At 67.2% G+C, this 25,784-nt stretch carries 27 protein-coding genes; all 27 read right to left on the reverse strand.

Features of this window, described 5'->3' with window-relative positions:
• Positions 1 to 21: 21 nt before the first annotated feature.
• Positions 22 to 1,434, reverse strand: coding sequence for a sensor histidine kinase (locus tag L867_RS0107235; protein WP_028736250.1), 1,413 nt, complete (start codon positions 1,432 to 1,434; stop codon positions 22 to 24).
• A 7-nt stretch (positions 1,435 to 1,441) separates the two neighbouring features.
• Complete coding sequence (locus L867_RS0107240; protein ID WP_169734068.1) at positions 1,442 to 2,143, reverse strand: response regulator transcription factor; 702 nt, start codon at positions 2,141 to 2,143, stop codon at positions 1,442 to 1,444.
• Between the two features lie 139 nt (positions 2,144 to 2,282).
• Positions 2,283 to 3,848: a Do family serine endopeptidase gene (locus L867_RS0107245; protein ID WP_028736252.1), complete on the reverse strand. Its 1,566-nt coding sequence runs from the start codon at positions 3,846 to 3,848 to the stop codon at positions 2,283 to 2,285.
• Between the two features lie 151 nt (positions 3,849 to 3,999).
• Entirely contained in the window at positions 4,000 to 4,440 is a 441-nt protein-coding gene (locus L867_RS0107250) for a cytochrome c-type biogenesis protein (RefSeq protein WP_028736253.1), read from the reverse strand.
• Between the two features lie 260 nt (positions 4,441 to 4,700).
• Positions 4,701 to 6,692, reverse strand: a complete 1,992-nt coding sequence (locus L867_RS0107255; protein WP_028736254.1) for a heme lyase CcmF/NrfE family subunit — start codon at positions 6,690 to 6,692, stop codon at positions 4,701 to 4,703.
• Positions 6,689 to 7,135 (reverse strand): cytochrome c maturation protein CcmE, encoded by a 447-nt coding sequence (gene ccmE / locus L867_RS0107260; protein WP_028736255.1) that lies wholly within the window; start codon positions 7,133 to 7,135, stop codon positions 6,689 to 6,691. The genes L867_RS0107255 and ccmE overlap by 4 nt, the downstream gene beginning before the upstream one ends.
• Positions 7,132 to 8,289, reverse strand: coding sequence for a c-type cytochrome biogenesis protein CcmI (gene ccmI / locus L867_RS0107265; protein ID WP_028736256.1), 1,158 nt, complete (start codon positions 8,287 to 8,289; stop codon positions 7,132 to 7,134). Before ccmI ends, ccmE begins: the two co-directional genes overlap by 4 nt.
• A gap of 117 nt (positions 8,290 to 8,406) precedes the next feature.
• Positions 8,407 to 8,871 (reverse strand): hypothetical protein, encoded by a 465-nt coding sequence (locus tag L867_RS0107270; protein WP_408605959.1) that lies wholly within the window; start codon positions 8,869 to 8,871, stop codon positions 8,407 to 8,409.
• 76 nt (positions 8,872 to 8,947) lie between these two features.
• Positions 8,948 to 10,354: a sensor histidine kinase gene (locus L867_RS0107275; RefSeq protein WP_028736258.1), complete on the reverse strand. Its 1,407-nt coding sequence runs from the start codon at positions 10,352 to 10,354 to the stop codon at positions 8,948 to 8,950.
• Positions 10,351 to 11,022: a response regulator gene (locus tag L867_RS0107280; RefSeq protein WP_028736259.1), complete on the reverse strand. Its 672-nt coding sequence runs from the start codon at positions 11,020 to 11,022 to the stop codon at positions 10,351 to 10,353. Before L867_RS0107280 ends, L867_RS0107275 begins: the two co-directional genes overlap by 4 nt.
• 54 nt (positions 11,023 to 11,076) lie before the next feature.
• Entirely contained in the window at positions 11,077 to 11,376 is a 300-nt protein-coding gene (locus L867_RS0107285) for a hypothetical protein (RefSeq protein ID WP_028736260.1), read from the reverse strand.
• A 76-nt stretch (positions 11,377 to 11,452) separates the two neighbouring features.
• Positions 11,453 to 11,677, reverse strand: a complete 225-nt coding sequence (locus tag L867_RS0107290; RefSeq protein ID WP_028736261.1) for a hypothetical protein — start codon at positions 11,675 to 11,677, stop codon at positions 11,453 to 11,455.
• A 383-nt stretch (positions 11,678 to 12,060) separates the two neighbouring features.
• Complete coding sequence (locus L867_RS0107300) at positions 12,061 to 15,903, reverse strand: baseplate multidomain protein megatron (RefSeq protein WP_028736262.1); 3,843 nt, start codon at positions 15,901 to 15,903, stop codon at positions 12,061 to 12,063.
• A gap of 317 nt (positions 15,904 to 16,220) precedes the next feature.
• Positions 16,221 to 16,658, reverse strand: coding sequence for an NlpC/P60 family protein (locus tag L867_RS0107305; RefSeq protein ID WP_028736263.1), 438 nt, complete (start codon positions 16,656 to 16,658; stop codon positions 16,221 to 16,223).
• A 281-nt stretch (positions 16,659 to 16,939) separates the two neighbouring features.
• Entirely contained in the window at positions 16,940 to 17,833 is an 894-nt protein-coding gene (locus tag L867_RS0107310) for a DUF2163 domain-containing protein (RefSeq protein ID WP_028736264.1), read from the reverse strand.
• Positions 17,830 to 18,471 carry a DUF2460 domain-containing protein gene (locus tag L867_RS0107315; protein WP_028736265.1) on the reverse strand — a complete coding sequence of 214 codons (642 nt, stop codon included), beginning with the start codon at positions 18,469 to 18,471 and terminating at the stop codon, positions 17,830 to 17,832. The genes L867_RS0107310 and L867_RS0107315 overlap by 4 nt, the downstream gene beginning before the upstream one ends.
• A 259-nt stretch (positions 18,472 to 18,730) precedes the next feature.
• Positions 18,731 to 19,324 (reverse strand): phage tail tape measure protein, encoded by a 594-nt coding sequence (locus L867_RS0107320; RefSeq protein WP_028736266.1) that lies wholly within the window; start codon positions 19,322 to 19,324, stop codon positions 18,731 to 18,733.
• 413 nt (positions 19,325 to 19,737) lie between these two features.
• Positions 19,738 to 19,983: a rcc01693 family protein gene (locus L867_RS28130; RefSeq protein WP_051438865.1), complete on the reverse strand. Its 246-nt coding sequence runs from the start codon at positions 19,981 to 19,983 to the stop codon at positions 19,738 to 19,740.
• On the reverse strand, positions 19,980 to 20,363 hold the full coding sequence (locus tag L867_RS24795) for a gene transfer agent family protein (protein ID WP_037172719.1): 384 nt from the start codon (positions 20,361 to 20,363) through the stop codon (positions 19,980 to 19,982). The genes L867_RS28130 and L867_RS24795 overlap by 4 nt, the downstream gene beginning before the upstream one ends.
• Positions 20,363 to 20,770: a phage major tail protein, TP901-1 family gene (locus tag L867_RS0107335; RefSeq protein WP_028736267.1), complete on the reverse strand. Its 408-nt coding sequence runs from the start codon at positions 20,768 to 20,770 to the stop codon at positions 20,363 to 20,365. The genes L867_RS24795 and L867_RS0107335 overlap by 1 nt, the downstream gene beginning before the upstream one ends.
• Positions 20,771 to 21,122: 352 nt before the next feature.
• Positions 21,123 to 21,521: a DUF3168 domain-containing protein gene (locus tag L867_RS0107340; RefSeq protein ID WP_028736268.1), complete on the reverse strand. Its 399-nt coding sequence runs from the start codon at positions 21,519 to 21,521 to the stop codon at positions 21,123 to 21,125.
• Positions 21,518 to 21,775, reverse strand: a complete 258-nt coding sequence (locus L867_RS0107345) for a hypothetical protein (RefSeq protein WP_028736269.1) — start codon at positions 21,773 to 21,775, stop codon at positions 21,518 to 21,520. The genes L867_RS0107340 and L867_RS0107345 overlap by 4 nt, the downstream gene beginning before the upstream one ends.
• Complete coding sequence (locus L867_RS0107350) at positions 21,772 to 22,107, reverse strand: phage head closure protein (RefSeq protein ID WP_028736270.1); 336 nt, start codon at positions 22,105 to 22,107, stop codon at positions 21,772 to 21,774. Before L867_RS0107350 ends, L867_RS0107345 begins: the two co-directional genes overlap by 4 nt.
• Before the next feature lie 2 nt (positions 22,108 to 22,109).
• Positions 22,110 to 22,679 (reverse strand): head-tail connector protein, encoded by a 570-nt coding sequence (locus L867_RS0107355; RefSeq protein ID WP_028736271.1) that lies wholly within the window; start codon positions 22,677 to 22,679, stop codon positions 22,110 to 22,112.
• A 612-nt stretch (positions 22,680 to 23,291) separates the two neighbouring features.
• On the reverse strand, positions 23,292 to 24,578 hold the full coding sequence (locus L867_RS0107360; protein ID WP_028736272.1) for a phage major capsid protein: 1,287 nt from the start codon (positions 24,576 to 24,578) through the stop codon (positions 23,292 to 23,294).
• Between the two features lie 3 nt (positions 24,579 to 24,581).
• Positions 24,582 to 25,157, reverse strand: coding sequence for an HK97 family phage prohead protease (locus L867_RS0107365; protein ID WP_028736273.1), 576 nt, complete (start codon positions 25,155 to 25,157; stop codon positions 24,582 to 24,584).
• Between the two features lie 347 nt (positions 25,158 to 25,504).
• Positions 25,505 to 25,784, reverse strand: a 280-nt coding sequence (locus L867_RS0107370) for a transposase (protein ID WP_028736274.1), incomplete at its 5' end; no start/stop codon positions are given.

Genomic DNA, 25,784 nt, shown 5'->3' on the forward strand with positions numbered 1-25,784 from the left:
GCGGGAGCCGTCCGCTCTGCCTCAAGCCTTCTGGCCGGGAAAGACCATGCTGGCGGTCAGGCCGCGCGATGTGCCGCCCTCCGGGTTGGTGTCGGAAAGCTCCAGCCGTCCGCCATGCAGCGCCATGATCGCCTCGACCAGGGACAAGCCCAGCCCGGTGCCGGGCTTGCTGCGGCTGGCATCCAGACGAACGAAACGCTTCACCACCGCCTCGCGCTTGTCGGCGTCGACGCCGGGGCCGTTGTCGGAGACCGACAGCTGCAACGCGCCGCCGACCTTGGCGACCGTCACGACGATCTTCTGCTCGCCCTCGGCCGTAGCCCCGTACTTGATGGCGTTGTCGATCAGGTTGGACAGCGCCTGGCCCACCAGTTCGCGGTTGCCCCTGACCGACAGGCCCGGCGCGATCCGCGTTTCCAGCCCCAGCCCCGCCTCTTCGGCCACCGGCTCGTAGAGTTCGGCACTGTCGGCCGCAATCGCGGAGAGGTCGATGTCGGACAGCTCGGCGGCGATCGAGCCCGCCTCGACGCGGCTGATCATCAGCAGCGCGTTGAAGGTGCGGATCAGCTGGTCGGATTCGGTGATGATGCCTTCGAGCGCCGCGCGCCGCGCCGTCTCGTCGTCCTCGGCCAGCGCATCGGAGGCCTTGTTACGCAGCCGCGTCAGCGGCGTCTTGAGGTCGTGGGCGATGTTGTCGGAAACCTGGCGCAGGCCCTCGTTCAGCTTCTCGATCCGGCCGAGCATTTCGTTGAGCGAGGAGGACAGCCGGTCGAATTCGTCGCCCGATCCGGACACCGGAAGGCGCTGCGAAAGATCGCCCGCCATGATCTTCTTGCTCGCCGCCGAGACCCGGTCGATGCGTTTCAGCGCATTGCGGCCGATGGCGAACCAGATGATGACGGCGCCCAGCCCCATGATGGCGAGCGCCACCATCAGCGCCTGGCGCACCAGCAGCCGCAGCTTGCTCGGTTCGCCGAGGTCGCGGCCGACCAGCACCCTGAGCTTGTTGTCGAGGAAGAAGACATGGCCTGCCGCCACGTGCCGCTGCACGTCGCCGCTCTCGTTGTAGCGCTCGTACCGGAACGGGTGGGCGGTCCAGCCCTCCTGGTCGAACAGGCCCGGCTCCACCGAGGCGACATTGCCGGCAAGAATCTCGCCGTTCGGGCCGGCGATGACATAGAGATTGGCGCCGGGCTGGCGGGCACGGCGTTCCATCAGCCCGAGCAGACGGTTGATGCCGCCGCGCTCGAAGGCGGTCTCGATCTCCTTGACCTCCTCCTTCAGCGTCTCGCGCGTCTGGACGTAAAGGATGCGTTCCGACAAGGCAGTCACATAGATGACGAGAAGCGCCGCGCAGAGCGCGAACAGCACGATATAGAGCGCCGACAGCCGGACCGCGGTCGACTTGAACAGGAGCTTGGCACGGGCGTTCATGGCGGGCTCAGGCCTCGTCCTTGATCATGTAGCCGGCGCCGCGCACCGTCTTCAGCAGCGGCTTGTCGAAATCCTTCTCGATCTTCGAGCGCAGCCGCGAGACATGCACGTCGATGACGTTGGTCTGCGGGTCGAAGTGATAGTCCCAGACGTTCTCGAGCAGCATGGTGCGGGTCACCACCTGGCCGGCATTCTTCATCAGATATTCCAGCAGACGGTATTCGCGCGGCTGCAGCAGGATTTCCTTGCCGGCGCGGCGCACCTCGTGGGACAGCCGGTCGAGTTCGAGATCGCCGACGCGGTAGGCCATGTCCTGCTCGGGCTTGCCCTTGCGGCGCCCCAGCACCTCGACACGCGCCAGAAGCTCGGAAAAGGCATAGGGTTTCGGCAGATAGTCGTCGCCGCCGGCGCGAAGGCCGGTGACGCGGTCGTCGACCTGGCCAAGAGCGGAGAGGATCAGCACCGGCGTATCGACGCCGCGCTTGCGCAGTTCGCTGATGACCGACAGGCCGTCGCGGCGCGGCAGCATGCGATCGACCACCATGACGTCATAGCCGTTTTCTGAGCCCATGAAGAGACCGCTCTCGCCGTCGCTGGCGTGATCGGCGACAATCCCCGCCTCGCGGAAGGCTTTGGTGATATAGGCGGCGGCTTCGAGATCGTCTTCAATAACAAGTATCTTCATGTGCGGGACATTACCGCCGGCCATGCCCTGCGCACAACCGGAATCGCCCGGCTGCGGCGCATCGCCCTGCCCGGTGTTCATGTTGGAGCCCTTTCGTTCAAAAAAGAAAAGGGCGCCGCGTCGCCAAGGATCGCGGCGCCCCGATCGGGTCAGGCTTGCGCCGTTAGCCCTGGACGATCGGCAGCGCCACGAAGCGGCTGCCGTTCTCGGATTCGATCTGGAACAGCGCCTTGGTGCGGCCGTCCTTCTTCGCCTGTTCGAGCACCTTCAGCACGTCCGCTGCGCTCACGACCGCCTGGTTGTTGACCGAGGTGATCTTCTCGCCGGCCTTCATGCCCTTGTCGGCGGCATCCGAGTCCGGATCGACGTCGACGATGGTCAGGCCCTTGCCGTCGTCGGCCGGAGTGACCGAGAGGCCCATGCCGGCCAGCGCCTGTTCGGTCGCCGGAGCCTGGGTCGTGTCGCCGTTCTGGCTTTCGGGACCGGCGAGCGCCTGCTCGCTCGGCAGTTCGCCGAGTTCGACCTTGACGCTCGTCGCCTTGCCTTCGCGCCACAGCGACACGTCGACCGTGGTGCCCGGCTTGAACGCGGCGATGCGCTTGGCAAGATCGCGCGGATCCTTGACCGGCTCGCCGTTGACGGCGGTGACGACGTCACCCTGCTTGATGCCGGCCTTGCCGCCCGGCGAACCGTCCTGCGGGGCAACGACCAGCGCGCCGCTTGCCTCCGACAGGCCGAGCGAGTCGGCGATGTCCTCAGTCACAGGCTGGATCTGCACGCCAAGCCAGCCGCGTTCGACCGTTCCGCCGTCCTTCAGCTTGGCGATGACGTCCTTGGCGACGGAGGCCGGGATGGCGAAGGCGATGCCGACATTGCCGCCCGACGGCGAGAAGATCGCCGTGTTGATGCCGACCACTTCGCCGGCCAGGTTGAAGTCCGGACCACCGGAATTGCCGCGGTTCACGGCGGCGTCGATCTGGATGTAGTCGTCATAGGGGCCGGAGCCGATATCGCGGCCGCGGGCCGAGATGATGCCGGCGGTCACCGTGCCGCCAAGACCGAACGGGTTGCCGACGGCCACGACCCAGTCGCCGACGCGCATGTTCTCGTCCTCGGCGAAGTCGACATAGGTGAACTTCTGCTTCGGGTTCTCGACCTTCAGCAGGGCGAGGTCGGTGCGGCTGTCCTTGCCGACCAGCTTGGCGTCGAGTTCCTTGCCGTCATTCATCACGATGGTGAAGGCGGCGCCGTCGTCGACGACGTGGTTGTTGGTGACGATATAGCCGTCCTCGGAGATGAAGAAGCCGGAGCCCTGCGAGGTCGGGCGCAGACGGCCCTTGCCGTCGCCGCGGCCATGCGGCATGCGATCAGGCCCACGCTGGCCGAACTGTTCGCCGTCCGGGCCGCCGAACTCCTTGAAGAAGCGCTTCAGCGGGTGATCGTCCGGCAGGTCTTCGAAGCCCTGGCCGCCGAAGCCGAAGGAAAAATTGCTCTGGTCGGAGGTCTGCTCGACTTTGGACTGGACGCGGACCGAGACGACGGCCGGCGAAACAGCCTCGACCACGTCGGCGAAGCTCGGCACCTGGGCCGCCTCGACCTTGACGGGTTCGGCATAGGCGGGGACGGCGGCGAGCGGAATCGCGCCGGCCAGCATGACAGCCGCAAGACCCGCGGCGGTCGAGTTCTTCAGGATGTTCTTCAAGTTGGAACGGCCGATTTGTGCGGACATGAATTCTACCTTCATCTGTTCTACTGACTGGAGCCGGAACGTCCGGCGGAAGCGGTGGATGATGAAGATATAGGGCACGTCACCTTACAGCGAACTGTACGGCAGATGAAATCTTCGTAATCTTTGGGGGTATTTTCGACGGGCCGGCGGCTCACTCGTCGAGCAGTTTGCCGAGTCTCGCCTCTTCCTCGTCGGACAGTCTTTTCGGCTCCGGCCGGCTGCGCCCGCGGGCATAGACGATCGCGACCCCGAGCCCGATCACCAGCAGGAATGCCGGCGCGCCCCACAGGATCAGCGTCTTGGCCGAGAGCCGCGGCTTCAGCAGCACGAACTCGCCGTAACGCGACACGACATAGTTGATCACCTGCTCGTCGCTGTCGCCGGACACGATGCGCTCGCGCACCAGAAGTCTCAGGTCACGCGCCAGGTCGGCATTCGAATCGTCGATCGACTGGTTCTGGCAGACCATGCAGCGCAGATTGGCCGAAAGATCCCGCGCCCGCTGCTCCAGCTTCGGATCCGCCAACCGCTCGCTCGGATCGACGGCGAGAGCCGGAAGGGGAGCGAGGAGGAGAGCGAAAAAGAGGAGCACGGATTGTAGCGCTGAGCGCCGCCAGGTCCTCTCCCTCTTCTCCCCTGCGGGGAGAAGGTGGCCCGAAGGGCCGGATGAGGGGGCCTCTGGCACAGTGCGCTCCGCCCCCTCATCGCCTCGCCTACGCTCGGCACTTCTCCCCGCTGGGGAGAAGAGGGCAATTCGCGGCACCGGCATTCGAGTCTTCCGATCTCCCCCCTTGAGGGGGAGATGTCCCGAAGGGACAGAGGGGGGTGACACCGCGGAGCGCTCGGAAATGCTCATTCCGCCGCCTCCAGCGCCGCCGGTGCGGCCGTCCTGGCATGCCGCTTCGGCACGCCGACGCGCAGTCTGCGGTCGGAGAGCGAGACGAAGCCGGCGACCATCATGATCAGCGCGCCGTACCAGATGCACAGGATGTAGGGCTTCCACCAGATGCGCACGACGATGCCGCCGCCGTCCATCATGTCGCCGAGCGAGACATAGAGCTGGCTGACGCCGAACGTGCGGATGCCGGCTTCTGTGGTCGGCATGCGCCGCGCCGTGTAAAGCCGCTTCGACGACCAGACGTCGCCCAGGTCGGCGCCTGCCTTGCGAATGGTGAAGTGGCCGCGATCCTCGGTGAAGTTCGGGCCGACGGCCGATTTCATACCGTCGAAGGTGATGGAATAGGCACCGGCCTCGACCGTCATGCCGGGCTTCATCTCGACGACGGTCTCGGTCTCGAAGGTGGTCACGGCGACGATGCCGAGTACCGTGACGCCGAGGCCGAAATGGGCGAGCGCCGTGCCGATCGCCGAGCGCGGCAGGCCGTTCAGCCGGCGCAAGGCCAGCCCGGTCGCCAGCTTGCCGAAGCCGGCGCGGTACCAGAGGTCGGAGAGCGCGCCGAAGATCATGAAGAAGCCGGCGGCAAGCCCGAAAACGGCCAGCACCGGACCGCCGTTCTCGACATAGTAGAGCGCCACGGCGAGCACGAAGGCGATCCCGGCCGCCACATAGAGCCGCTGCATCGCGGCGTAGAGATCGCCGCGCTTCCAGGCCAGCATCGGCCCGAAGGGCACGGCGACCAGAAGCGGCGCCATCAACAGGCCGAAGGTCAGGTTGAAGAACGGCGCGCCGACCGAGATCTTCTCGCCGGTCAGGGTTTCCAGCAGCAGCGGATAGAGCGTACCGATCAGCACGGTCGCCGTCGACACGGTCAGGATCAGGTTGTTGAGGACCAGCGCGCCTTCGCGCGAGATCGGATGGAAGAGACCACCCGACTTGAGCAGCGGCGCGCGGAAGGCGAACAGCGCGAAGGCGCCGCCGATGAAAAATGTCAGGATGCCGAGGATGAAGATGCCGCGGCTCGGATCGGTGGCGAAGGCATGGACCGAGGTCAGCACGCCCGAGCGCACCAGGAAGGTGCCGAGCAGCGACAGCGAGAAGGTGAGGATGGCGAGCAGCACCGTCCAGATCTTCAGCGCGTCACGCTTTTCCATGACCAGCGCCGAATGCAGCAGCGCCGTGCCGGCAAGCCAGGGCATGAACGAGGCATTCTCGACCGGATCCCAGAACCACCAGCCGCCCCAGCCGAGTTCGTAATAGGCCCAGTAGGAACCCATGGCGATGCCGGCGGTGAGGAAGGTCCAGGCAGCGAGTGTCCAGGGCCGCACCCAGCGCGCCCAGGCGGCGTCGATGCGGCCGTCAATCAGGGCGGCGATGGCAAAGGAGAAGCAGACGGAAAAGCCGACATAACCGAGATAGAGCAGCGGCGGATGGATGGCGAGGCCAACGTCCTGCAGGATCGGGTTCAGGTCCTTGCCCTCGGCCGGGATCGGCGACAGGCGGATGAAGGGGTTGGAGGTCAGCAGGATGAACAGCAGGAAGGCGGAGGAGATCCATGCCTGCACGGCCAGCACATTGGCCTTCAGCCGGTCCGGCAGGTTGGCGCCGAAGAAGGCGACAAGCGCGGAAAACAGGGTCAGGATCAACAGCCAGAGCATCATCGAACCTTCGTGATTGCCCCAGACCGCGGAGTAGCGATAGATCGCCGGCATCATCGAATGGGAGTTCTCCCAGACGTTCTGCACCGAGAAGTCGGAGACCACATAGGCCCAGGTCAGCGCGGAGAAGGAGAAGGCGACCAGCAGGAACTGCGCCATGGTCCCGGTCACGGCGATCGCCATCAGGGCGGCGTCGCCGCGCTTGGCGCCGATCACCGGCAGGATGGCGATGATGATCGATGCGGCCAGCGCCAGCACCAGGGCATAATGGCCGAGTTCGATGATCATTGGGTCTTTTCCTCCTGCCAGACGCCGTCCTTCTTCAGACGGTCGGCGACTTCCTTCGGCATGTAGTTCTCGTCATGCTTGGCCAGCACGCTGTCGGCGGAAAAGACCGTGCTGCCGGCCTCGAACTTGCCCTCGGTCACCACGCCCTGGCCCTCGCGAAACAGGTCCGGCAGGATGCCGACATAGGTGACGGGAATGGTCGCGGTGCCGTCGGTCACGGAAAACTTGACGGTCGAGCCCTCGCCGCGCACCACCGAACCCTCCTCGACAAGGCCGCCGAGGCGGATGCGGGTGCCGGGGCCGACCGCCGTCTTTTCCAGATCGGCCGGCATGTAGAAATAGGCGACGGACTGGCCGAAGGCGAACATCACCAGGAGGACCGCGGCGATGATGAAGCTCATGCCGCCGGCGATCACGGCCAGTCGTTTCTGCTTGCGGGTCATTTCAAAGCCTCCTCCACCGGCAGGCCGAGTTCGCGGCCCACGCCGATCAATTGCTTGCCCTGAACCTCTTCGGCCGGGAAGGCGACAAGCGCCGACTTCAGCGCGGCGATCGCCTTGTCCGTCTCGTTCAGCATCGCATAGGAGCGAACGAGGCGCATCCAGCCTTCGAAATTGTTCGGGTCCTGTTTCAGCTTGGCATCCAGCCCCTCGACCATGCCGCGGATCATCGCATTGCGATCGGTCGCGGACATGCCTGCCGCCGCCTCGACGTCACCGGCGGTCGGGCCGCCCGGCGCCTTGGACGCCTCGGCCGGTAGGCCGGCCACCGGGGCTCCGCCGGAATTGGCGGCGATATGCTGCTGCACCAGCGGCAGCCACGACGCATCGGCCGGGGAATCCTTGGCGAGCGCCTGGAAGCCGGTAAGCGCCTCCTGCCTCTTGCCGCCCTGTTCGAGCGACAGCGCCAGGTAGAACCGTGCGCGGGGGTCCTTGGCATCGACGCGAAGCGCCTCTTCGAAGGCGGCCCGGGCGTCGTCGGTGACGATGCCGTCGTTTCCGGCCATCAGCACTTCGCCGAGCCCGTTCATCCGCGCCGGGTTCGTGCCCTGCAGGCGGATCGCGTTGCGAAAGGCGAGTTCGGCGTCGCCGAGACGCTGCATCTTGAAATAGATCGGCGCCAGAACGTCCCAGCCGGAGCCGTCATTGGGGTTTTCCGCCAGATGGCGTTCGACCTTGGCGACGAGGAGTTCGATATTGTTGCCGGGGCTCTCCAGCCGCGCGGCGAGCGGCGCCGCCGGCATGTCCGGGCTGCCTGTCTTCAGGTAGAGCCCCAGCCCGATGGCGGGCAGACAGAGAATGATGAAGGCCTGGGACAGCGCGTTCAGGCCCCTGGCCCTCGACGCATCGACGGTCTTCGTCCCCTCGCCCGAAACGGCCAGAAGGCGGCGGCCTATTTCGGCGCGGGCATAGCCGGCATCTTCGGTGGAGATCAGCCCGGCGGCCTTGTCGCGCTCGAGTTCCTTGAGCTGGTCGCGGTAGACGGCGGCTTCGCCGACATCGTCGACAGGCGCGGGCGACGCCCCTTTCAGGAGCGGCAACAGGAGGGCGACGGCAACCGCCACCGTCAACAAGGCAGATACGATCCAGAACAACATGATGCCCAATTACTTCAAGCCGAGGCTCGACGCCACAAACAAACGGCGGATGACGCAAAGTTGAGGCGTTTGGCCGCAAGCCGATCCGTAGGTGAGCAGATGGCCGTCAGCCTTGACTTAAGTCAAGGGCGTCCAGGTGCCGTTCGGATTGCGGCAGGCAGCACCCCGCGCCTCGATCTGCCGGCCCTTGTCGTTCAGCTTGTGGACATACTGGCGGCAGTTCTGCTGGCCGACCTGGTAGGGGGCGGCCGCGACCACCTGGCCGCTGACACTCTGCCCGGTCCAGGCGACCGGCTGGAAGCCCGGTGCCGCCTCGAGCGCCCGATATTCGGCTTCGAGCGCACGCTGCAGTTCGCTGTTCGACAGCTTCACCCCGGTACGCGCCACGATGCCGCCCTGCAGGGCCGAGATATAGAGCGCCGAGGGATTGGGCTTGCCCGAGGACAAGAGTCCGCCCTTCGATCCGCCGCTCGTCGTGCAGGCGGAAAGTGCGAATGCGGCCAGCGCGATTGCCGCCGCGCCGCGAATGCGGGAAACACCCATAGGAACAGCCCCAGTCCGGTCAACGAAACGATCGATCATCACGCCTGTCCTTGCTCTGCTGCGGTACCCACATGGCATCTTTATGGCCGCCATTGTTTTTTCACAACAAAATTGATTATGCAGTGTCCCGCGTCACAGCCGGCAACACAAGAGCCGCCTTGAGGCCGCCGATCGGCGCCCTCGACAGGCCGAAAGCCCCCTGGTATTCGCCGGAAATCTCCTTGACGATCGACAGGCCGAGCCCGGTGCCGGGCTTGCTCTCGTCGAGCCGCTTGCCGCGCTTCAGCGCCTCGCCGATCTGCTCGGGCGCAAGGCCCGGGCCGTCGTCCTCGACCGACACCTCGATCCAGCCGCGCCGGGCGCCCTCGCCCGCCGCCTCCGGTTCGTGGGCAACCGGCACAGCCACGACCGCGACACGCGTCTTGGCAAACCGCGCCGCATTTTCCAGAAGGTTGCCGACCGTCTCCTCGACGTCCTGCTGTTCCATGGCGAAGGCCAGGCCCGGGGCCACGTCGAGCGTGAAGTCGATCTGCGGATTGAGCCGCCGCATCACCCGCACCAGCCTTTCCAGCACCGGCTCCGCCTCGCAGCGCGCCAGCACCGAATCGCGCTGGGCTGCGATGCGCGCCCGATTGAGATAGCTCGTCACCTGCGCCTGCATGGCTTCCGCCTGGCTGCGCACCACCTCGGCCTGCGTCTTGTCGAGCCCGCGCGCCTCGTTGAGCAGCACGGCGATCGGCGTCTTCAGCGAATGGGCAAGGTTGCCGACCTGCATGCGGGCCCGCTCGACGATGCGGCGATTGCTTTCGATCAGCGCATTGATCTCGTTGGCCAGCGGCTGGATCTCGCGCGGATAATCGCCCTCGATCCGCTCGGCCTCGCCGCCGCGGATCTTCTCCAGCGCCCGGCGCGCCCGGTCGAGCGGCTTCAGGCCGTAGAGAATGGCAAGGCCGTTGACGACCAGGCCACCGAAGCCGAACAGCGCGAGCCCGGCATAGAGCCGGGTGGAGAAAAAGCCGATTTCCTCCTCGACGACGTCGAGATTGCCGGAAACGCGAAACCGAGCCGCCCGGTCGCCGCCGTCGAGCACGACTTCCGTTTCGGCGACCAGCAGCTTGTTCCCGACCGCGTCGACCATCGGATAGAAGCGCTCGTAGTGCTCGTCGAAGGGCACCTGTTCGAGGCTCGGAACGGCAAGCTCGGCCATGCCGAGCGAGGTCGAGGCAAGGGGCGCGGCAGCGAAGTCGCCGAGCGGCTCGACCAGCCAGTACCAGCCGGTCTCGGGCTGGGAAAAGCGCAGGTCGCCGAGTTCCGGACTGCCGGACAGGCTGTTCCCGTCACCGATCGAGACGGAATTGATGACGTTGTAGAGCTGGGCGCGCAGGAGATTGTTGAAGCCGCGCTCCACCCCCTGGCGATAGAAGGCCGAGATCACCAGCGCGATGGTGACGAGCGAGAGCGCCGACCACAGCGTGGCCAACAGCAGCACGCGGACGGTCAGCGACCGGGAAACGGGGATCATTTCGCCTCTTGCGGGGCTTGGATACGATAGCCGAGGCCGCGCACGGTCTCGATCATGTCGATGCCGATCTTCTTGCGCAGCCGGCCGACGAAGACCTCGATGGTGTTCGAATCGCGGTCGAAGTCCTGATCGTAGAGATGCTCGACCAGTTCGGTGCGCGACACCACCTCGCCCATGTGGTGCATCAGGTAGGAGAGCAACCGGTATTCGTGCGAGGTGAGCTTCAGCGCCTTGCCGTCGACGCTCGCCTTCGAGCTCTTGGTGTCGAGCCGGACCGGGCCGCAGGTGATCTCGGAGGATGCGTGGCCTGCCGCGCGGCGGATCAGCGCCCGGATGCGGGCCAGCACTTCCTCGAGATGGAAGGGTTTTGCCACATAGTCGTCGGCGCCGGCATCGATGCCGGCGACCTTGTCGCTCCAGCGATCGCGGGCGGTCAGCAGCAGGACCGGCATGACGCGTCCGGCGGCCCGCCATTTTTCCAGCACCGTGATGCCATCCATTTCCGGCAGGCCGATGTCGAGGATGACGGCGTCGTAGGGTTCGGTTTCACCGAGGAAATGCCCCTCCTCGCCGTCGAAAGCCTTGTCGACGACGTAACCCGCCTCCTGCAGCGCTTCGACGAGCTGCCGGTTGAGGTTGACATCGTCCTCGACGACCAGAATGCGCATCTATCCCGCCCCTCTTCGAAATGCCGTACGCCGCAGCCAGGGCCGCGGCGGAGATCAGTTGGAAACCCGCATCGTCACCTTGCGCGGGCGTTCGTTTCCACTGCCCGGAATCAGGACCGTGATGACGCATTCATTGCCGGATTGGCGCACCGAGAGCAACTGCCCGCCGACTTCCTCGACTGCCCGATAGGCGGCGCTACGGCAATCAACGCCGCCGTCCGCACTGCCGGTGTCGCCACCCTGCGCCTGCGCCAGCACGATCGGTCCCGTCATGGCACCGACGCCAAGGCTGTCCGGCACGGGCGAAACCGCCATTCCGGCCACCAGGCCCGCGATGATCATGATCGATGCCATTGCTCTTCTTCCGTACAACTTCAACTCTTGCTGACTATCTATCGCATGCCTTCTGAATGGCAAATGAATGCTCGCGTCAATCGCGCTGCGTGCCGAGACCGATCGGCCGCGTCGCCTTGACCCGTCCATAGATCGCCAGCACGCCGCCCAACGCACCGGCGACCGTTGCCAGAGCATCGGCGAGGTCGGCCTGTTCGGCAAGTCCCATTTCGACACCCACATGCTTCAGAAGCGGCGCCGCCATCGCAATCATCGCGCCCCACACGGTCTTCGACTGATACCACTGCTTCACATCGAGCATCTCGCTCTCCCTTTTCTGGATTTTTGATGGAAATGGATGAGTGGGGAATGTTCGTGCGTCAGCGTCCGCAGCATTTTCGCCAACAGAGCCCGCACTTCGCCCCCAACAGTCTCCAGCGACTAGAGTCCGCTACGCTGATCCGCATGCCGTTCGGATAGAGCCCGCGTGCCTGCCCACACTTCGCCGTGGCTGATGCGGAACGGTCTGCCCCTCACCCTGACCCTCTCCCCGTGAACGGGGAGAGGGGACGGCCGACGCGGTGCCGCATATCCCTTCTCCCCGCTTGCGGGGAGAAGGTGCCGGCAGGCGGATGAGGGGCCGTGCGCGACCAAGGGGCGCGCGCAGTTTCAGCCGGGCAATCCAGCAAGGCCAACTTCCCCCCCTCACCCCACCACCAATTCCGCCTCGCTCGCAATCCCCTCAGCCACGCGCCCGAGCTGGCGCACCCGCACGCGAAAACTCGCCTGCAAGCCGCCAAAGTCCAGAAGCTCCTGCGCCTGCGGATAGACGAACCGTGCCTCCCCGACCTCCACCGCCCGCCGCACGGCGGCCCCGTCGAGGATCTCCAGCCGATAGGCCTCGGCCGATTCGTCGAGCGGCACCTCGGCCGGCAGCCAGCTGTCGCCGTCGATCCTAGACCTGCGGATCCAGGAGAATTCAACCTCGCCGCCGTCAGTCCGCCGCGCGCTAAGATGCACCGGCGACAGCGGCGTCTGCGCCCGCACCCCGCCGGCAAAGGGACCAAGCACTGCCGCCGTCGCGGCCATGCCGATCGGCTCGGCGATGTAGTCGAGCGACAGCCCGGTTTCCTCCGCCGCCAGCCCGAGCGGCCGCACCGCCGCGTCGAGCAGCACGACGGCGGCGCCGGCATCCGCCCCAGCCGCCATCGCATCCTCGGTGCCGGCCAGACCGCGCAGCAGCGTCGACAGCCGCCAGCGCCCGGCCGAAATCTCCTCCGCCCCGGCAAACCCGATCACTTCCCAGGCACCGGACGCCGCGCGCAACGCCAGCCGGTTTTCCCCGTTGAGCACCGAAAGCGTGGCTGCGGCGGCAAAGCTGCCGAAGAACAGATCCACCTCCAGCGTCCGCGACCGGTCGAACCGGCCCGACACCCCGCCGGAGAGCGGCGCGGCCAGCCGGCCGATCGTCGCTGGACGGTCGAGCGTGACGCGCGGGCGAAAGGCGCCCTCGTCGCCCGAGGACGAAATCGACAAACGCCGCCACGGCCGCGTCAGCCCCGCCACGCAGGCGAAATCCGTCGCGTCGCCCGCCGCATGACGCGGCAGATCCACCAGAAGAACGACCGGCTCGAAGCCGACCGAGCCCGGCCGGTCCGGCGTGCGCCCCGAACCCTCCGCCACCGGCGTCGTCGAAACCGCCGCCGCCACTTCGCGGAGCGACAGCCGCCGCGCCAGCCCGTCGTCGATCTCGCCGACCAGAAACCGCCCCTCCGGCCCCTCGGACAGCGAAAGCACATCGCCCGGCTGGACGGAAAGCTCCGCCGGTCCGAGCGAAAACTCCAGCCGCCGTCTGCCAATGCGATGGTCGCGCAGCATGCCTTCCGCCAGCGACAGCGCTGTCTCTTCCGCCAAGACCGCCGGCAGGTCGCGGACCATCTGACGCTCGGTCGCCGCCTCGATCCGCCGCGAGCGGGCAGAGGCCTCGCCATAGTCGCTGGCCGGGTCGAAATAGGTAATTGAGGCCTCGGCGGCGAAATCGCTGTCATGGCCGCGCGTCTCGCGCCACAGCGGCTCGTCCTTCAGGTCCGCCAGCAGCTCCACCGTCCGCGCCGGCAGGCTCGCCGCCATACGCGAGCGGAATTTGAGCCTTGCGCCATCCTCGACGATGTCGATCAGGAAGCTTTCAGCCAGCGGCTCGATCAGGCTGCGGGCCGAGGCGAGGTCGCCCTGCACATAGCCCATGAGGTCGCCGCTCACTTCCGACACGTCGTAGTCGGCAAAGCCATGATCTTCGAGCAGCGCGGCCAGCACATCCGCCAGCGTGCCCGCCCCCAGCCGCCCGTTCAGCCAATGGCCGGTCCGCCAGTTCGAGCCGTCGGCCCAGAGATCCAGATCCTGCGGAAAGGCCGGCTGCGGCCTGGCATCCCAGGTCCACAGGAAGATCTGCCGCGGATCGACCATGCCCGCCGGCGCAGCACCGCCCTGCCAATGCCCGAGATGCGCTTCGAGAAAGCGCCGCTGCTGGCTGTCGGCCCGCGCCCCGCTGGAAAAATAGGGCAGCGCGCTTTCCGCCGATTTCGGATCGCCGAACACGTTCGGCTGGTTCGCCCCCTTGTCGACCGCGGCGCAGCCGAGTTCGGTGAACCAGACCGACTTCATCCCCGGCGTCCAGGCGGTCGGGCTCGCTCTCTCCACCCCGCCGACCCGGTCGAAGTGGAGATTGCCCCACCAGCCTTCGATGTCCTTGAAGCGAAACACCCAGGGCTTGCCCGCCAGCCCGTCGCTGATCGGCGAACGCACGCGCCCCGCCCGGTCGGCTTCGCTCGCATAATACCAGTCGAACCCTTCGCCCGCCGCGACCTGCCCGGCCATAGCCTCGCCGTCGTCGGAAAGCCGGAACCCGTCCGGATTGGCGTCTTCGAGATCGACGTCGCGCCAGTCGGACAGCGGCATGTAATTGTCGATCCCCACCGCATCGATCGCCGGATGCGTCCAGAGCGGATCGAGATGGAAGAACACGTCTCCGGAACCGTCCGCCGGATGATGGCCAAAGTATTCGCTCCAGTCGGCGCCATAGGTGATCTTCGTCGAGGCCCCAAGGATCGCCCGCACGTCCGCCGCCAGATCCGCCAGCGCCGCAACGAAGGGAAAGCCGTCACCCGCATCACGGAGCGTGGTCAGCCCGCGCAGTTCCGAGCCGATCAGGAAGCCGTCCACCCCGCCCGCCGCCTCAGCCAGCAGCGCATAATGCAGCACCATGCGGCGATAGCCCTCGTCGCTGCCTTGATACGAAACCGTGGTGCCGTTGACGTCGAAATCGCTTGGCCCGGCCGTCCCGCAGAAAGCCGCGACGGTTGCCGGGATCGCCGCCGACCGGTCGGGCGAGCCGGGCCGTCCCGGCGCCGGATGGCAGGTGATCCGCCCGCGCCAGGGATAGGCCGCCTGCTCCGCCCCGCCATAGGGATCGGGCAGACCATTGCCGTCCGGAATGTCCATCATCACGAAGGGATAGAGCACCACCTTCAGCCCGCGCGCCTTGAGATCCACAATCGCCTCGACCACGCTTCTGTCGTCCGGCGTGCCGCCATAGGCCGGGCCGCCGTCATGACGGCTGACCCGATAGGCGGCATCGCGCATCACGCCCGACACCCGCCAGTCCCGGCTTTCGTTGCGGCTCGCCACCTCGACGCCCGGCACCACCCGGCACTGCCCGGCGCGCAGATCCGTGCCGAACCAGGATACAACCAGCGCGACAGTTTCGAGATTCGGGCAAAGCGCCTGCAGCTCGTCGATCGACGCCTGCCAGTCGGTATGGGCGACCAGCGTGTTGCGGTTGAGAATGCGCGAGGCGCCCTCGCCGGTCCGTTCCCGGACCTGCGCCGTCGCATAGCCATGCTCGGTCGAGCCGGGAATGACGGTCACCGCCTTCACCATGCCCTCCAGCCGGCCGACCGGGCGCACCACCTCGAACTGCAGCAGCGGAATACGATTGCCAAAGTCGTCCAGCGGAAGACGCTCGAACACCACATAGGAGAGCCCGCGATAGGCCGGCGTATGGCCCGCCCCCTGCTTCGCCTCGATCAGCGGATCTGGCAACTGATCCTCCGTCCCGGGATAGAACCGCATCTCGATCTCTGTCAGGTCGATCTCCTGGCCGTCGGCCCAGACCCGCCGAACCAGCGCCACTTCCCCTTCGCAAAGGCCGACTGCCAGATTGGCGAAATAGCGATAGGTCTTCACCCGCGTGCCGGTCGCCTTGGCGCCGGTCCGCTCGGTCGTCGCCTCCTCCTCGAAGCGCGTCGCCCAGATCAACGTGCCGCCGAGCCGCGCCGTGCCGTAGAGCCTCGGGATCGCCGTGCCCTCCGCCGCCCCCGGCAGCCTGGCCGCCGAAAGCCGTGCGCCCGACAGCGTTGTTCCGCCGCCGATCAGTGCCCGGTCGAGCATGTTGCCGGCCAGCGCCCCTGCCGCCCGGCCGATGACGGCGCCCAGCGGCCCGAACACTGAACCCAGCGCCGCACCCGCCGCCTGGAAGAGGATTGTCGCCATGGATGTCCCTTGCGGCACCCATCTGGATGCGCGTCTAGATTGTGATAAGATGTGGAGGTTCGGGAGCAGAAGCAGCAGGCGCCGCGCCAGCCGGCGCGTCGGCGAAGACGGGCTCCGCCGACCGTGGCAAAGGCCTTGCTCTCGAATGTGGAGGTAGTGCTATGAGGTCTTGGCCAATTGGCATTACGCTAATCTTGAGGATAACCCGGACGGGCTGGTCGATCGCCGTCCGGGTCGATATCAAGAACTAGCAAACGCTGGACGAGGTGTCCGCCTCGTCCAGCACTCCAGCAAGATACGGCAAAACCCGCCGGTTTTCAAGAAATCTCCGGGAACCGGTAGATCCCGGCAATCCTTTTGCGCCAGGCCGGCACCAGCGCCGAACGGATCACCGCCGCCTGTTCATAGGCATGGATGAAAGCGTCAGCGCTAACCAGAATTCCCGCATGCTTGGCGGCAAATTGCGGCCGAAACCGGAAAACCAGAAGATCGCCCGGCCGCGCCGCGGCAAAGCCCGGCACCACCGCACAATGCCGCCCCGCCGCCTCCAGCAGCCGCTCCTGCCCGCCGCGCTCCGCCCAGTCCGCCGCATAGGGTGCAACCAGCTCCGGCTCCGCCCCATAGATCTCCCGCCAGATCCCCCGCACCAGCCCCAGGCAATCGCAGCCGACACCCCTCGTCGATCCCTGATGCCGATAGGGTGTGCCGATCCACTGCCCGGCGATCTTCACCACGCGGCTTCCGATGTCGGCCATGGCTCTTGCTCCTGGGTATAGCGTGAGATCACTCGAGACTGCAGTAGTGGCATCAACCTGGTGGCAGCAAGCGCCGGCGGCACGTCTTCTCCCTTGGTGGGAGAAGAAGCGAAATCGAGGGCTTAGCCGAAGGCTAAACCTCAGATTTCGCAGATGAGGGGGTGAATGACCGACATGAGGTAGAAAGCCCCCTCACCTGCAATTTCTAGCACTTGGCTTGCGCCAAGACGCTGAAATTGCTTCCTCTCCCACAAGGGGAGAGGAGCCCGTCCCCATCACCCTCACTCGAACAGCGCCGCCCCGTCATGCGTGCTCTCACCCTTCACATAGGAATAGGCAAAATCGCTGCCCGGCATATGCGGGAACCCGCGAAAGTTGAGGCCATTGGCAAACCGGTCGCGACAGGTCGAAAACCCCTTGTCACAGCCGACCGTCACCGTCACCGCATCGCCGACCGCCGCCGCGCGCTCCAGCGGCAACCACAGCGTCAGCCGCGTGCCGCCGGATACCGCGACATTGCCGTCGATCTCGACGGTCAGCCCTTCGTTCACACCCGCGTCGAACCGCAGCGTGCCGAGCCGGAAATACCCGTCGGCAAACCCGCCCAGCCCCGACACCACGATCCGGTCCCGCCCCTCGACCGCCGTCACCAGGGCACTCGCCCGCCGCCCCGCGGCCGACAGATCCACCCGGCAGCGCCCATCGCCCAGGCTCGCATCGCAGCGCCGGCCATAGATCCGGCCCTGCTCCTGCGACAGACGGTGCGCAAAACTCCTGAGTTCCGCGGCAAAGGCCCCGCCCGCCCGCGACACCTCGCCGATCTCCTGCACCTTCAAAAGCAGATGCTGCTCCTGCGGCTCTTGCCAGTTGACGGTAAACACCTCGACCCGCGCACCGTCATAGCGCCCGGCCGCCAGGTCCTCCTCGCGGATGACCGCGCTGGAAAAGCCGCCGGTCACCTCGGCACCCGGCGCCGCCAGGCCGTTCACCGCCCGCGCCTCGGTCCCGGCAAAGCCGCTCGCGGCGAGAAACTGCGTTCCGGCAAAGGTGAGGTTGCGGTCATGCTCGGTAAAGCCAAGCACCAGACCGTCGCGCCGCGTCACCCGCCAGCAGCGGCAAAGCGTCGTGGCATCGCCGACAAGATGGGCGGCCAGTGCGGAGGGAAGAACTCTCACGGCAGGATCTCCACCAGCGGAATGGCCGGAATGCGCCCGGCCCTAAACGCCTCGAGATTGACGTCGATGCGGTTGGTGTCGAAGCGCACCGGCACGTCGAACTCGAACCCGGCCTGCACCAGCACGCCAGGAGACGGAATATATTCCTCGGCGATCGTCACCACACCCGTCGTCGCATCGCAGACAAAACCAGCCGCCGGCAGTTCCACCCCGCCCACCGCGACCCGCGCGGTGCCCACCACCGGCTTCAGGATATCCCGCCGCCATTCGCCCCCGGCATCGCCATAGGTCTTGACCAGTTGGAACGTCGCCGTCGCCCCGCCGCCCGTGCCGATCGCCTGATCGAAGGGCGACACTGTCTCGCCCGGCCCGCAGGATTTTGCGTCGAGCGGATCGCGAAAGCGAAAACCGCAAAGCTGCCCGCCGCGCGCCTCGAAGAAGGCGACGACCGCATAGAGATCGTCCACGGCCCTCAATCCCGAGCCCGCGTCATAGACCCGCCGCGAATTGCGCCAGCGCGCATTGCGCGCCTCGCGCCCGTTGGTCAGGTCGACGATGTCGGTCAGCCGCTTCGGCCCGCCGCTGGTCGACAGCGACAGGCGCAGCGGAAAGCGCACCTCGTGGAAACCATTGCTCATGATTGAGTGTCCCTTTCGACAGTCTGGATATCCGGCCCACGACGAGGTCGAGGTCCCCGAGGCCCCGCAGCCATCTTCGGGATAGCCGGCCGCGCCCGATCACGCGCGCCGACAGCAAGCATCTGCCCGAAGCCCTTTCGATCGACGACCGACGGAGACGCAGCGGACCAGCACGCCGGGAACCGCAAGCGAACAGTCGTTCGTCGGAGCTTGGGAGCGGGCGCGCAATGCCCCCTAGACTGGGGCCTTGCCTGTGCAGTCAGAGATGCCGCCGCCCGCGCCCGACGCCGCGCGCCAGCAGGGCGGTGATCTGGCCCTCGCTGCGGGCAAAGCTCGCTGCGTCGCTCGCCGTCACATGGAAATTGATCTGCGTCGTTGCGCCGCTGCCGCCGGCGGCCACCCCGAGCGAACCGTCCGAACCACGCTTCAGGGGCAGGATCGCCTCAGCCCCGGCCTCGCCCATCAGCCCCAGATCGCCGCCGAGCGGAAAATAGGTCGGCGCCGATACCACGCCCCCCGCGGCAAACGGCGTCACGCGCCCCGGCACGCCACCTGTCGCAAAGGGCATGATCGCCCCGAAACCGGCCGTCAGACCGGAAATCAGACCGCTCAGCGCATTGCCCACCAACCCTTCCAGCGGCTTAAGCCCGGCCGAAAGCGCAATGTCGGCGAGCCGTGTGCCCACCGATTTCAGCGTATCCTCCAGCCCCCTGCCACCCACCGTCGCCCCCTTCAACGCTGAAGTCAGCGCGGCCCCAAAACTCCGCGACCGCCCCTCCAGCTCGTCCAGAACTTTCAGCGCCTCGCTCGCATCGAGGTCGAGGGACAGCGCAATCATGTCGTCGTCGGCCATGGAAAATTCCTTCCTGTCACCGTTGTGTTTCCTTTTGTCCCGCGCCGGGAAGAAGGTGGCGTGCAGCACCCGGTGAGGGGGCAAAGCCCTTTGCGAGCACCCCACGCCCGCTCCTCATCCTGAGGTGCCCCGCAGGGGCCTCGAAGGATCGAGGCCACCCCCGGCGCTGCTCCAGGTCCCTTCCCCCCCGTTCACGGGGGTGAGGAATGGCCGGCGCAGCCGACGAAACGATCCAGTGAATCGTTTCGAATGACGAACGCGGTGAGCCCAAGCGAAGGGCCGGCAAAGATGCCGGCAGGCGGATCAGGGGCAAATGCAAAGCTCGGACCCTTCGAGGGTCACTGCGCTCCCACCTATGGGTGAGGGAAGAAATCGTCGCCCGCCGCCCGATCTCCCCCCTTGAGGGGGAGATGTCACGCAGTGACAGAGGGGGGTGAACCACCGCCCTCCCCGTCCGGAAAAGCCCGCATCAACCCCTCCAGCCCCGCGCGCGAAAACCGCACCGGCCGCGGCGCGAATGCCCCGGCCATGGCGGCGAATTCGACGAGGCTCAAACCCCAGAACACATGCGGAGGAAGCCGCAGACGGCAGAGCCCGGCATCGAGCACCGCCTCCCAGGGGAAGGCCCGCGCCGCCGCCTCGCCGCCTGCGGCCCTCAAGGGTCCGCCGTAGCAGCCCCCGCATCAGGCTTCCCGTCCGGCGCAAAGGTCACGACCAGCAGGTCGCGCACCACCGCCGCCGCCCCGGCGATCCCGCCCTCGACCGTCATCTCCGCCAGGTCCTCGTCGCGCAGCCGGTTGCCACCGCCGCGCAGGCCCGCCCCGAGGATGCGCATCAGATCGGCCGCCTTCAGCCGGCCCGCGGCAAAGCGCTGGCCGAGCTCGGCCAGGCTCTCCGCCCCGAAGGCCGTCTCCAGCTCTGCCAGCGCGCCGAGCGTCAGGCAGAGGATCCGGCGTTCCCCGCCGATCACCGCCTCCACCTCGCCGCGCCGCCGGTTGGCTCGCCCCGGCGCGCCGAAGTCCTCGCCCCCGCCGCGCATCAGAGCGCCGCGAAGGAAAGCGCGCCGGCCGATTCCAGCGCGATCTCGAAGGTCAGCTCGCCGTCATGCGAACCGGCATATTCGAGCGCGGTCACCTGGAACGGCCCGCTCACCGTGCCGAAATCCGGGATCACCACCTGCCAGGCGAGAATGTCACCGGCAAAGAAGGCGCTGCGCACGCGCGCATCCGAGGCCTGGTCCTTGAACAGGCCGGCGCCCGACAGCGCCGCCCGCTGCACGCCCGCCCCGCCCAACAGCTCGCGCCAGCGCCCGACGCTCTCGGCATCGGTCACGTCGACGGTCTGCGCGTTGAAGGAAAGCCGCTTGGACCGCAGCCCCGCCACCGTCCCGAAACCCGCCCCGTCCTGGACCTTCAAAAGCAGGTCCTTGCCCTTCTGTGCCACCATGTCGAAATCCTCTTTTTCTAAACGAGATTGTTCCGTGATTTGCCGACCGAGGCCGGCGGGATCGCCCTTCTCCCAGCTTACGGGGTGAGGAATGGTCGGCGATGTCGTCGAAACGACCCGGTGAATCGTGTCGTATGACGAACACCCTGAGCCCAGGCAAAGGGCCGGCAGAGGGCGCGGCCACGCGGGGGCCGCTTGGTCCTTCACCCCGCTCGCGGGGGTGAGGAATGGTCGGCGAAGCCGACGAAACGATCCAGTGAATCGTTTCGAATGACGAACGCCCTGAGCCTAAAGCGAAGGTCTGGCAGAGGTGCCGGCAGGCGGATGAGGAGCAACGCCGGAGCCAAACGCCTCACTCCACCACCGCGCGAAAGACCAACTCGGCGACGAAGAACCCCGTCTTCGCCTCGCGGCGGCTGACCGTCCGGCGGTGGCGAAGGCTCACCAGCGCGTGGCCCGCGGGCGCCAGCGCCGCGTCCTCCAGCAGGCTGCGCACGGTTTCAGCGATCACCTCCGCCTCGCGTCGCCCCTCGGCCGACCAGGCCTCCAGCGTCAGTAGAATCTCGACTCCCGCCTCGCTCGCCGTCGAATAGTCGCGGGACTCGACCGCAGAAAGCACCAGCGCCGGCAGGTCGAGTCCGTTCGCCCGGCGGTCGCGCATCCCACCCGCGCCGATCACGTCGGCAAGCCCGACATCGCCGGCCAACCGCGCCTGGATGGCGGCCAGAAATTCGTTCACGGCGCTGCTCATGGCCCGCCCTCGCTCTTTTTGATGCCGCGACGGGCCTCGCCGACAGACGCGCCTTTGCCCCGCCCGACGGACCTGCCGTCGTCCGAGGACGCCAGCCCACCGCCCGCCACGGGTGCATCCGGCGTCTGCCCGGCCCTCCGCTGCTCGGCTTGCCGCGCAACCTGCCGGGCCAGCCCATCGGTCAGCGTGCGGCGCAGCGCCAGCCCCAGATCCTCGCCGGTCCGCGTCAGCGATGCGCGGATCCCCGCCCTCATCGCCCCTCCTCCCGGCACCGGCAGACGAGATAGCGCCCGGTTTCGTCGGGATCGCGCACGCTCTCGATGGCGAAGCGCCGCGTGCCTTTCACCAGCCGCATGCCCGCCGCCACATCGGCGCAGAAACGCAGCCAAACATGATGCGAGACGATCACCCGCCCCGCACCCGCCACCTCCTCGACATCGGCCGCCAGCGGCTCGATCCGCGCCCAGAGATCGGCGACGGTCTCGAAGCCGACGGTTGCGCCGCCCTGCCCGTCCGGGCTTTCCACCGGCCGCTCCAGCCTGAGCCGGGCGGTGAACACCCCCGGGTCGAAATCGACGAACCCCATGGTCAAAGCCCCCTTCGGCAGAAGGGCGCAATCAGCCGCTCGTAACCGGGCGGCACCGCCGCCGGCTGCGCCGCGACCGGGATCGACCCGCGGAGCGAGAACATCGCCGCGACGTGCAACAGCATCGCCCGCTTCAGCGTGTCGGGCACATCCGCGCCGCTCGGCCCGAAGCCGGCGACGAAATCGATCTCGATGCCGTTCAGCACCCGCCCCGGTGCCGGCGGATCGCGCAGCCACAGCCGCGCCGGCCGCGCCTCGCCGTCCAGCAGATGGTCGGCGAGCGACACGGCGGTCGGATGGCCCTCGCCGTCATAGACGGTGACGCCCGTCACCGCGCGCACCGGCCCGCGGCCTATGCGGATCACCCCGTCGGCCGGCCAGCCGTCGAGGCAGAGGCGAAAGGGGTGCGAGATCAGCACCAGCCCGGTCTCGCGCTCGACATGCTCGCGGGCCACCGTGATCAGCTGACTGATCAGTGCATCCTCGTCATTGCCATCCACGCGCAGATGCACCTTGGCCTCAGCCAGCGTCACCGCCTCGGCCGCCGGCGGCGCCGTCGGAAATAGGGTCATGGTCTTCTCCTGGAGTTGAACTGGAAAACAGAGCGGCGGGGGCGATCTCCCCCCTTGAGGGGGAGATGTCGGCGCAGCCGACAGAGGGGGGCGGGAAAGAGGCCCACATCCCTACCCGCTCGCCTACCCGCTCGGCCGCGGCACGTCGTGGAAACCCTCTTCTCCCCAGCGGGGAGAAGTGCCGAACGCAGTGAGGCGATGAGGGGGCCGAGTGCGCCGACATCACGTGGCTTCGCCCCCCTCATCCGGCGCTGCGCGCCACCTCTGCCGGCCCTTCGCTTTGGCTCAGGGCGTTCGTCATTCGAAACGATTCACTGGATCGTTTCGCCGGCTGCGCCGACCATTCCTCACCCCCGCTGGGGAGAAGAGGAGCCTCGGCCGCATCGACAACTGCCCCTCACCCTGACCCTGACCCTGACCCTGACCCTGACCCTCTCCCCGCAGGCGGGGAGAGGGAATGGCCACGGCGGTGCCTCTTGGTCCCTTCTCCCCGTTTACGGGGAGAAGGTGCCGGCAGGCGGATGAGGGGCCATTGCACAGGGCAGACGGCCCGAAGGGCTCAAGTCGCAGATTTTCTTGGTGAGGGGGGACAAGGCCTCAAACCGCCCCCACTCAGCTCGCCGCAAACTTCACCAGCTTGATCGCCTCGAAGTTCTGCACCCCGCCGCCGACGCGCTTGGTGGTGTAGAACAGCACATAGGGTTTTGCCGAATAGGGATCGCGCAGCACCCGGACCCCCACCCGGTCGACCACCAGATAGCCCGAGCGGAAGTCGCCAAACGCGATTGCGGTCGCGTCTGCCGCGATCGCCGGCATGTCTTCCGCCTCCGCCACCGGAAAGCCGATCAGCGAGGCGGCCTCGCCCGGCCGGGCCGGCGGCTGCCAGAGATAGTTGCCGTCGGCATCCTTGAACTTGCGGATCTCGCCTTGCGTCTTGCGGCTCATGACGAAGCTGGCATTCTGCCGGTGCCCGGCCTTCAGGGCGTAGACGAGGTCGACCAGCACGTCGGACGGCCCGGACGCGGCAAAGCCGCCCGCGACGCCGGTCGAAAGCGTGCCGATCTTGCCCCATTCCCAGGCGCCGTCCGCCACCTGGTCATAGGCGAGAAAACCCTTCGGCTTGTTCACCCCGTCGCCGGAAACGAAGGCCGTGCCTTCCTGCTCGGCAAAGGCGATGTCCACTTCCGCGGCGATCCAGGCCTCGATGTCGACGGCGGCGTCATCGAGCAGCGCCTGGCTTGCCGCCGGCATGGCATAGAGTTCCATGGTCGGGAAGGAGAGCTCGGCAAGCTGGGCGGTCGCCGTCTGCGGCCGCGCCGCGGCCTCCGCCACCCAGCCGGCGGTCATGCCGCCCGGCGAAAACGGCTTCTTCAGCACCGAACCCGAGACCTGCCGGACCGTCGACAGCGCCCGGATCGGCGAGACGACGGAAAGCCTGCGGCCGATCTCGGTGTCGGTCTCCGGCGGCACGAGATAGCCGCCGTCGGCCGGCGCACCGGCGCTCATCGCCTTCGCCTCCAGTTCGCGTAAGCCCGCCTCGTCGCCGCGGCGGATATAGGCCTCGAAGGCCGCCTTGTGCTCGGCCGCCTCCGGCCCGTCCGCCTCCCCGCCGCGGCCGAGCGGCGGGCGCATCTTCTTCAGCACCAGTTCGTCGAGCATGCGGCCCTGCTCGTCCATCGCCTTGTTGATCCGCTCCATCTTGTCGCGGGTCACCACGTCGGCGGAAAGCTTCTGCTCGATCTCGGCAAGCCTGCGGTCGTTGACGTCCTTGAACGCCTCGAAGGCGCCCATGAAGTCCTCGAACGCCGCTGTCACGCTGTCGGGCACGGCCTTCACCTCCGGTGCCGTCCGCTTGCGCGGGGCGCCGGCCGTCTGCTCATTCATCGCTGCATCGCTCATCTGTCATCCTTTCCTGAAGACATCCATGGCCATTGTCCGCGCCGCCCGGCGCATGGCGCGGACGAGCTCGGTTTCCTTGTCGCGGAAGAACCGCGCATGCTTGACGTTCGACACCCGCGCCGCCGGCAGCATCGGGAAGGTCACCACCGAGATCTCCCAGAGGTCGGCCTCGAGAATGCGGCGTACGCCGCTCTTGCGGTCGCTTCTCGAGCGCACGGTGCGAAAGCCGATCGACAGCCCGTCGAGCGCGCCCGACTTCATCAGCGCATGCACCTCGCGGGCCCTCGCCACGCCAAACGACAGCTGCCCCTCGACATAGAGCCCGCGGGCGTCCTCGCGGATCACCCGCCAGGCGCCGATCGGTTCGGCCGGGTCGTGCTGGAACAGCATGCGCACGCCCTTGGCGCCGCGCTTCGCCAGCGACCGCTCGAAGGCTCCGGGCTCGATCGCATCGCGCCCGAGATCGACCTCGCCGAACAGGCTGGCATAGCCCGAGAACGACCCGTCGCCCTCCACCCCCTTCAACGTCAGGTTGACGAATTTTTCCGTCAACGAAACAGGCCCGCGATGCGCGTGCATGGCATTCTCCTCGTGATGAATGATGGTTGTCTGGGGCTACGCTCCGCCCTCATCCTGAGGCGTCCCGAAGGGGCCTCGAAGGATCGGGACAGCCCCGGCGGTGCCGCTCGTCCCTTCTCCCCGTCAGAACGGGGAGAAGGTGCCGGCAGGCGGATGAGGGGCGAGTCCCGCATTGCCGGCGGCCCGCTGTCCACCTTCGGCGACAAGATTGCCCCTCACCCTAACCCTCTCCCCGCAAGCGGGGAGAGGGGACGGCCACGCCTCGACGCTTTCGCCCTCATCCTGAGGTGCCCCGAGGGGGTCTCGAAAGATCGGGACGAGTGGCGGATGAGCATCTGTGTTTGTTGTCAAGGCGGATTTGGGGTCCAGAGGCGATCCTGAGCGAGCAGGCAGTTGGCAAGTACGACGAGTTTGCGCATGACGGCGACGAGGATGACTTTGGGTGGCTTTCCGGCGGCTTGGAGGGTTTTGGCGAAGCGGGTGAGCGCCGGATTGTAGCGCCGAGCCGACAGGGCGGCCATGTAGAGGGCGCGCCGTGGTGCGGGCCTGCCGGCCCGGATGGAGCGGCGGCCGGTGCGGGCGCCGCTGTCGTTGGCGATCGGCGCGAGACCGGCCAGCATGGCGGCC

Source organism: Paenirhizobium selenitireducens ATCC BAA-1503, from assembly GCF_000518785.1.
GTDB classification, from domain to species: domain Bacteria; phylum Pseudomonadota; class Alphaproteobacteria; order Rhizobiales; family Rhizobiaceae; genus Allorhizobium; species Allorhizobium selenitireducens.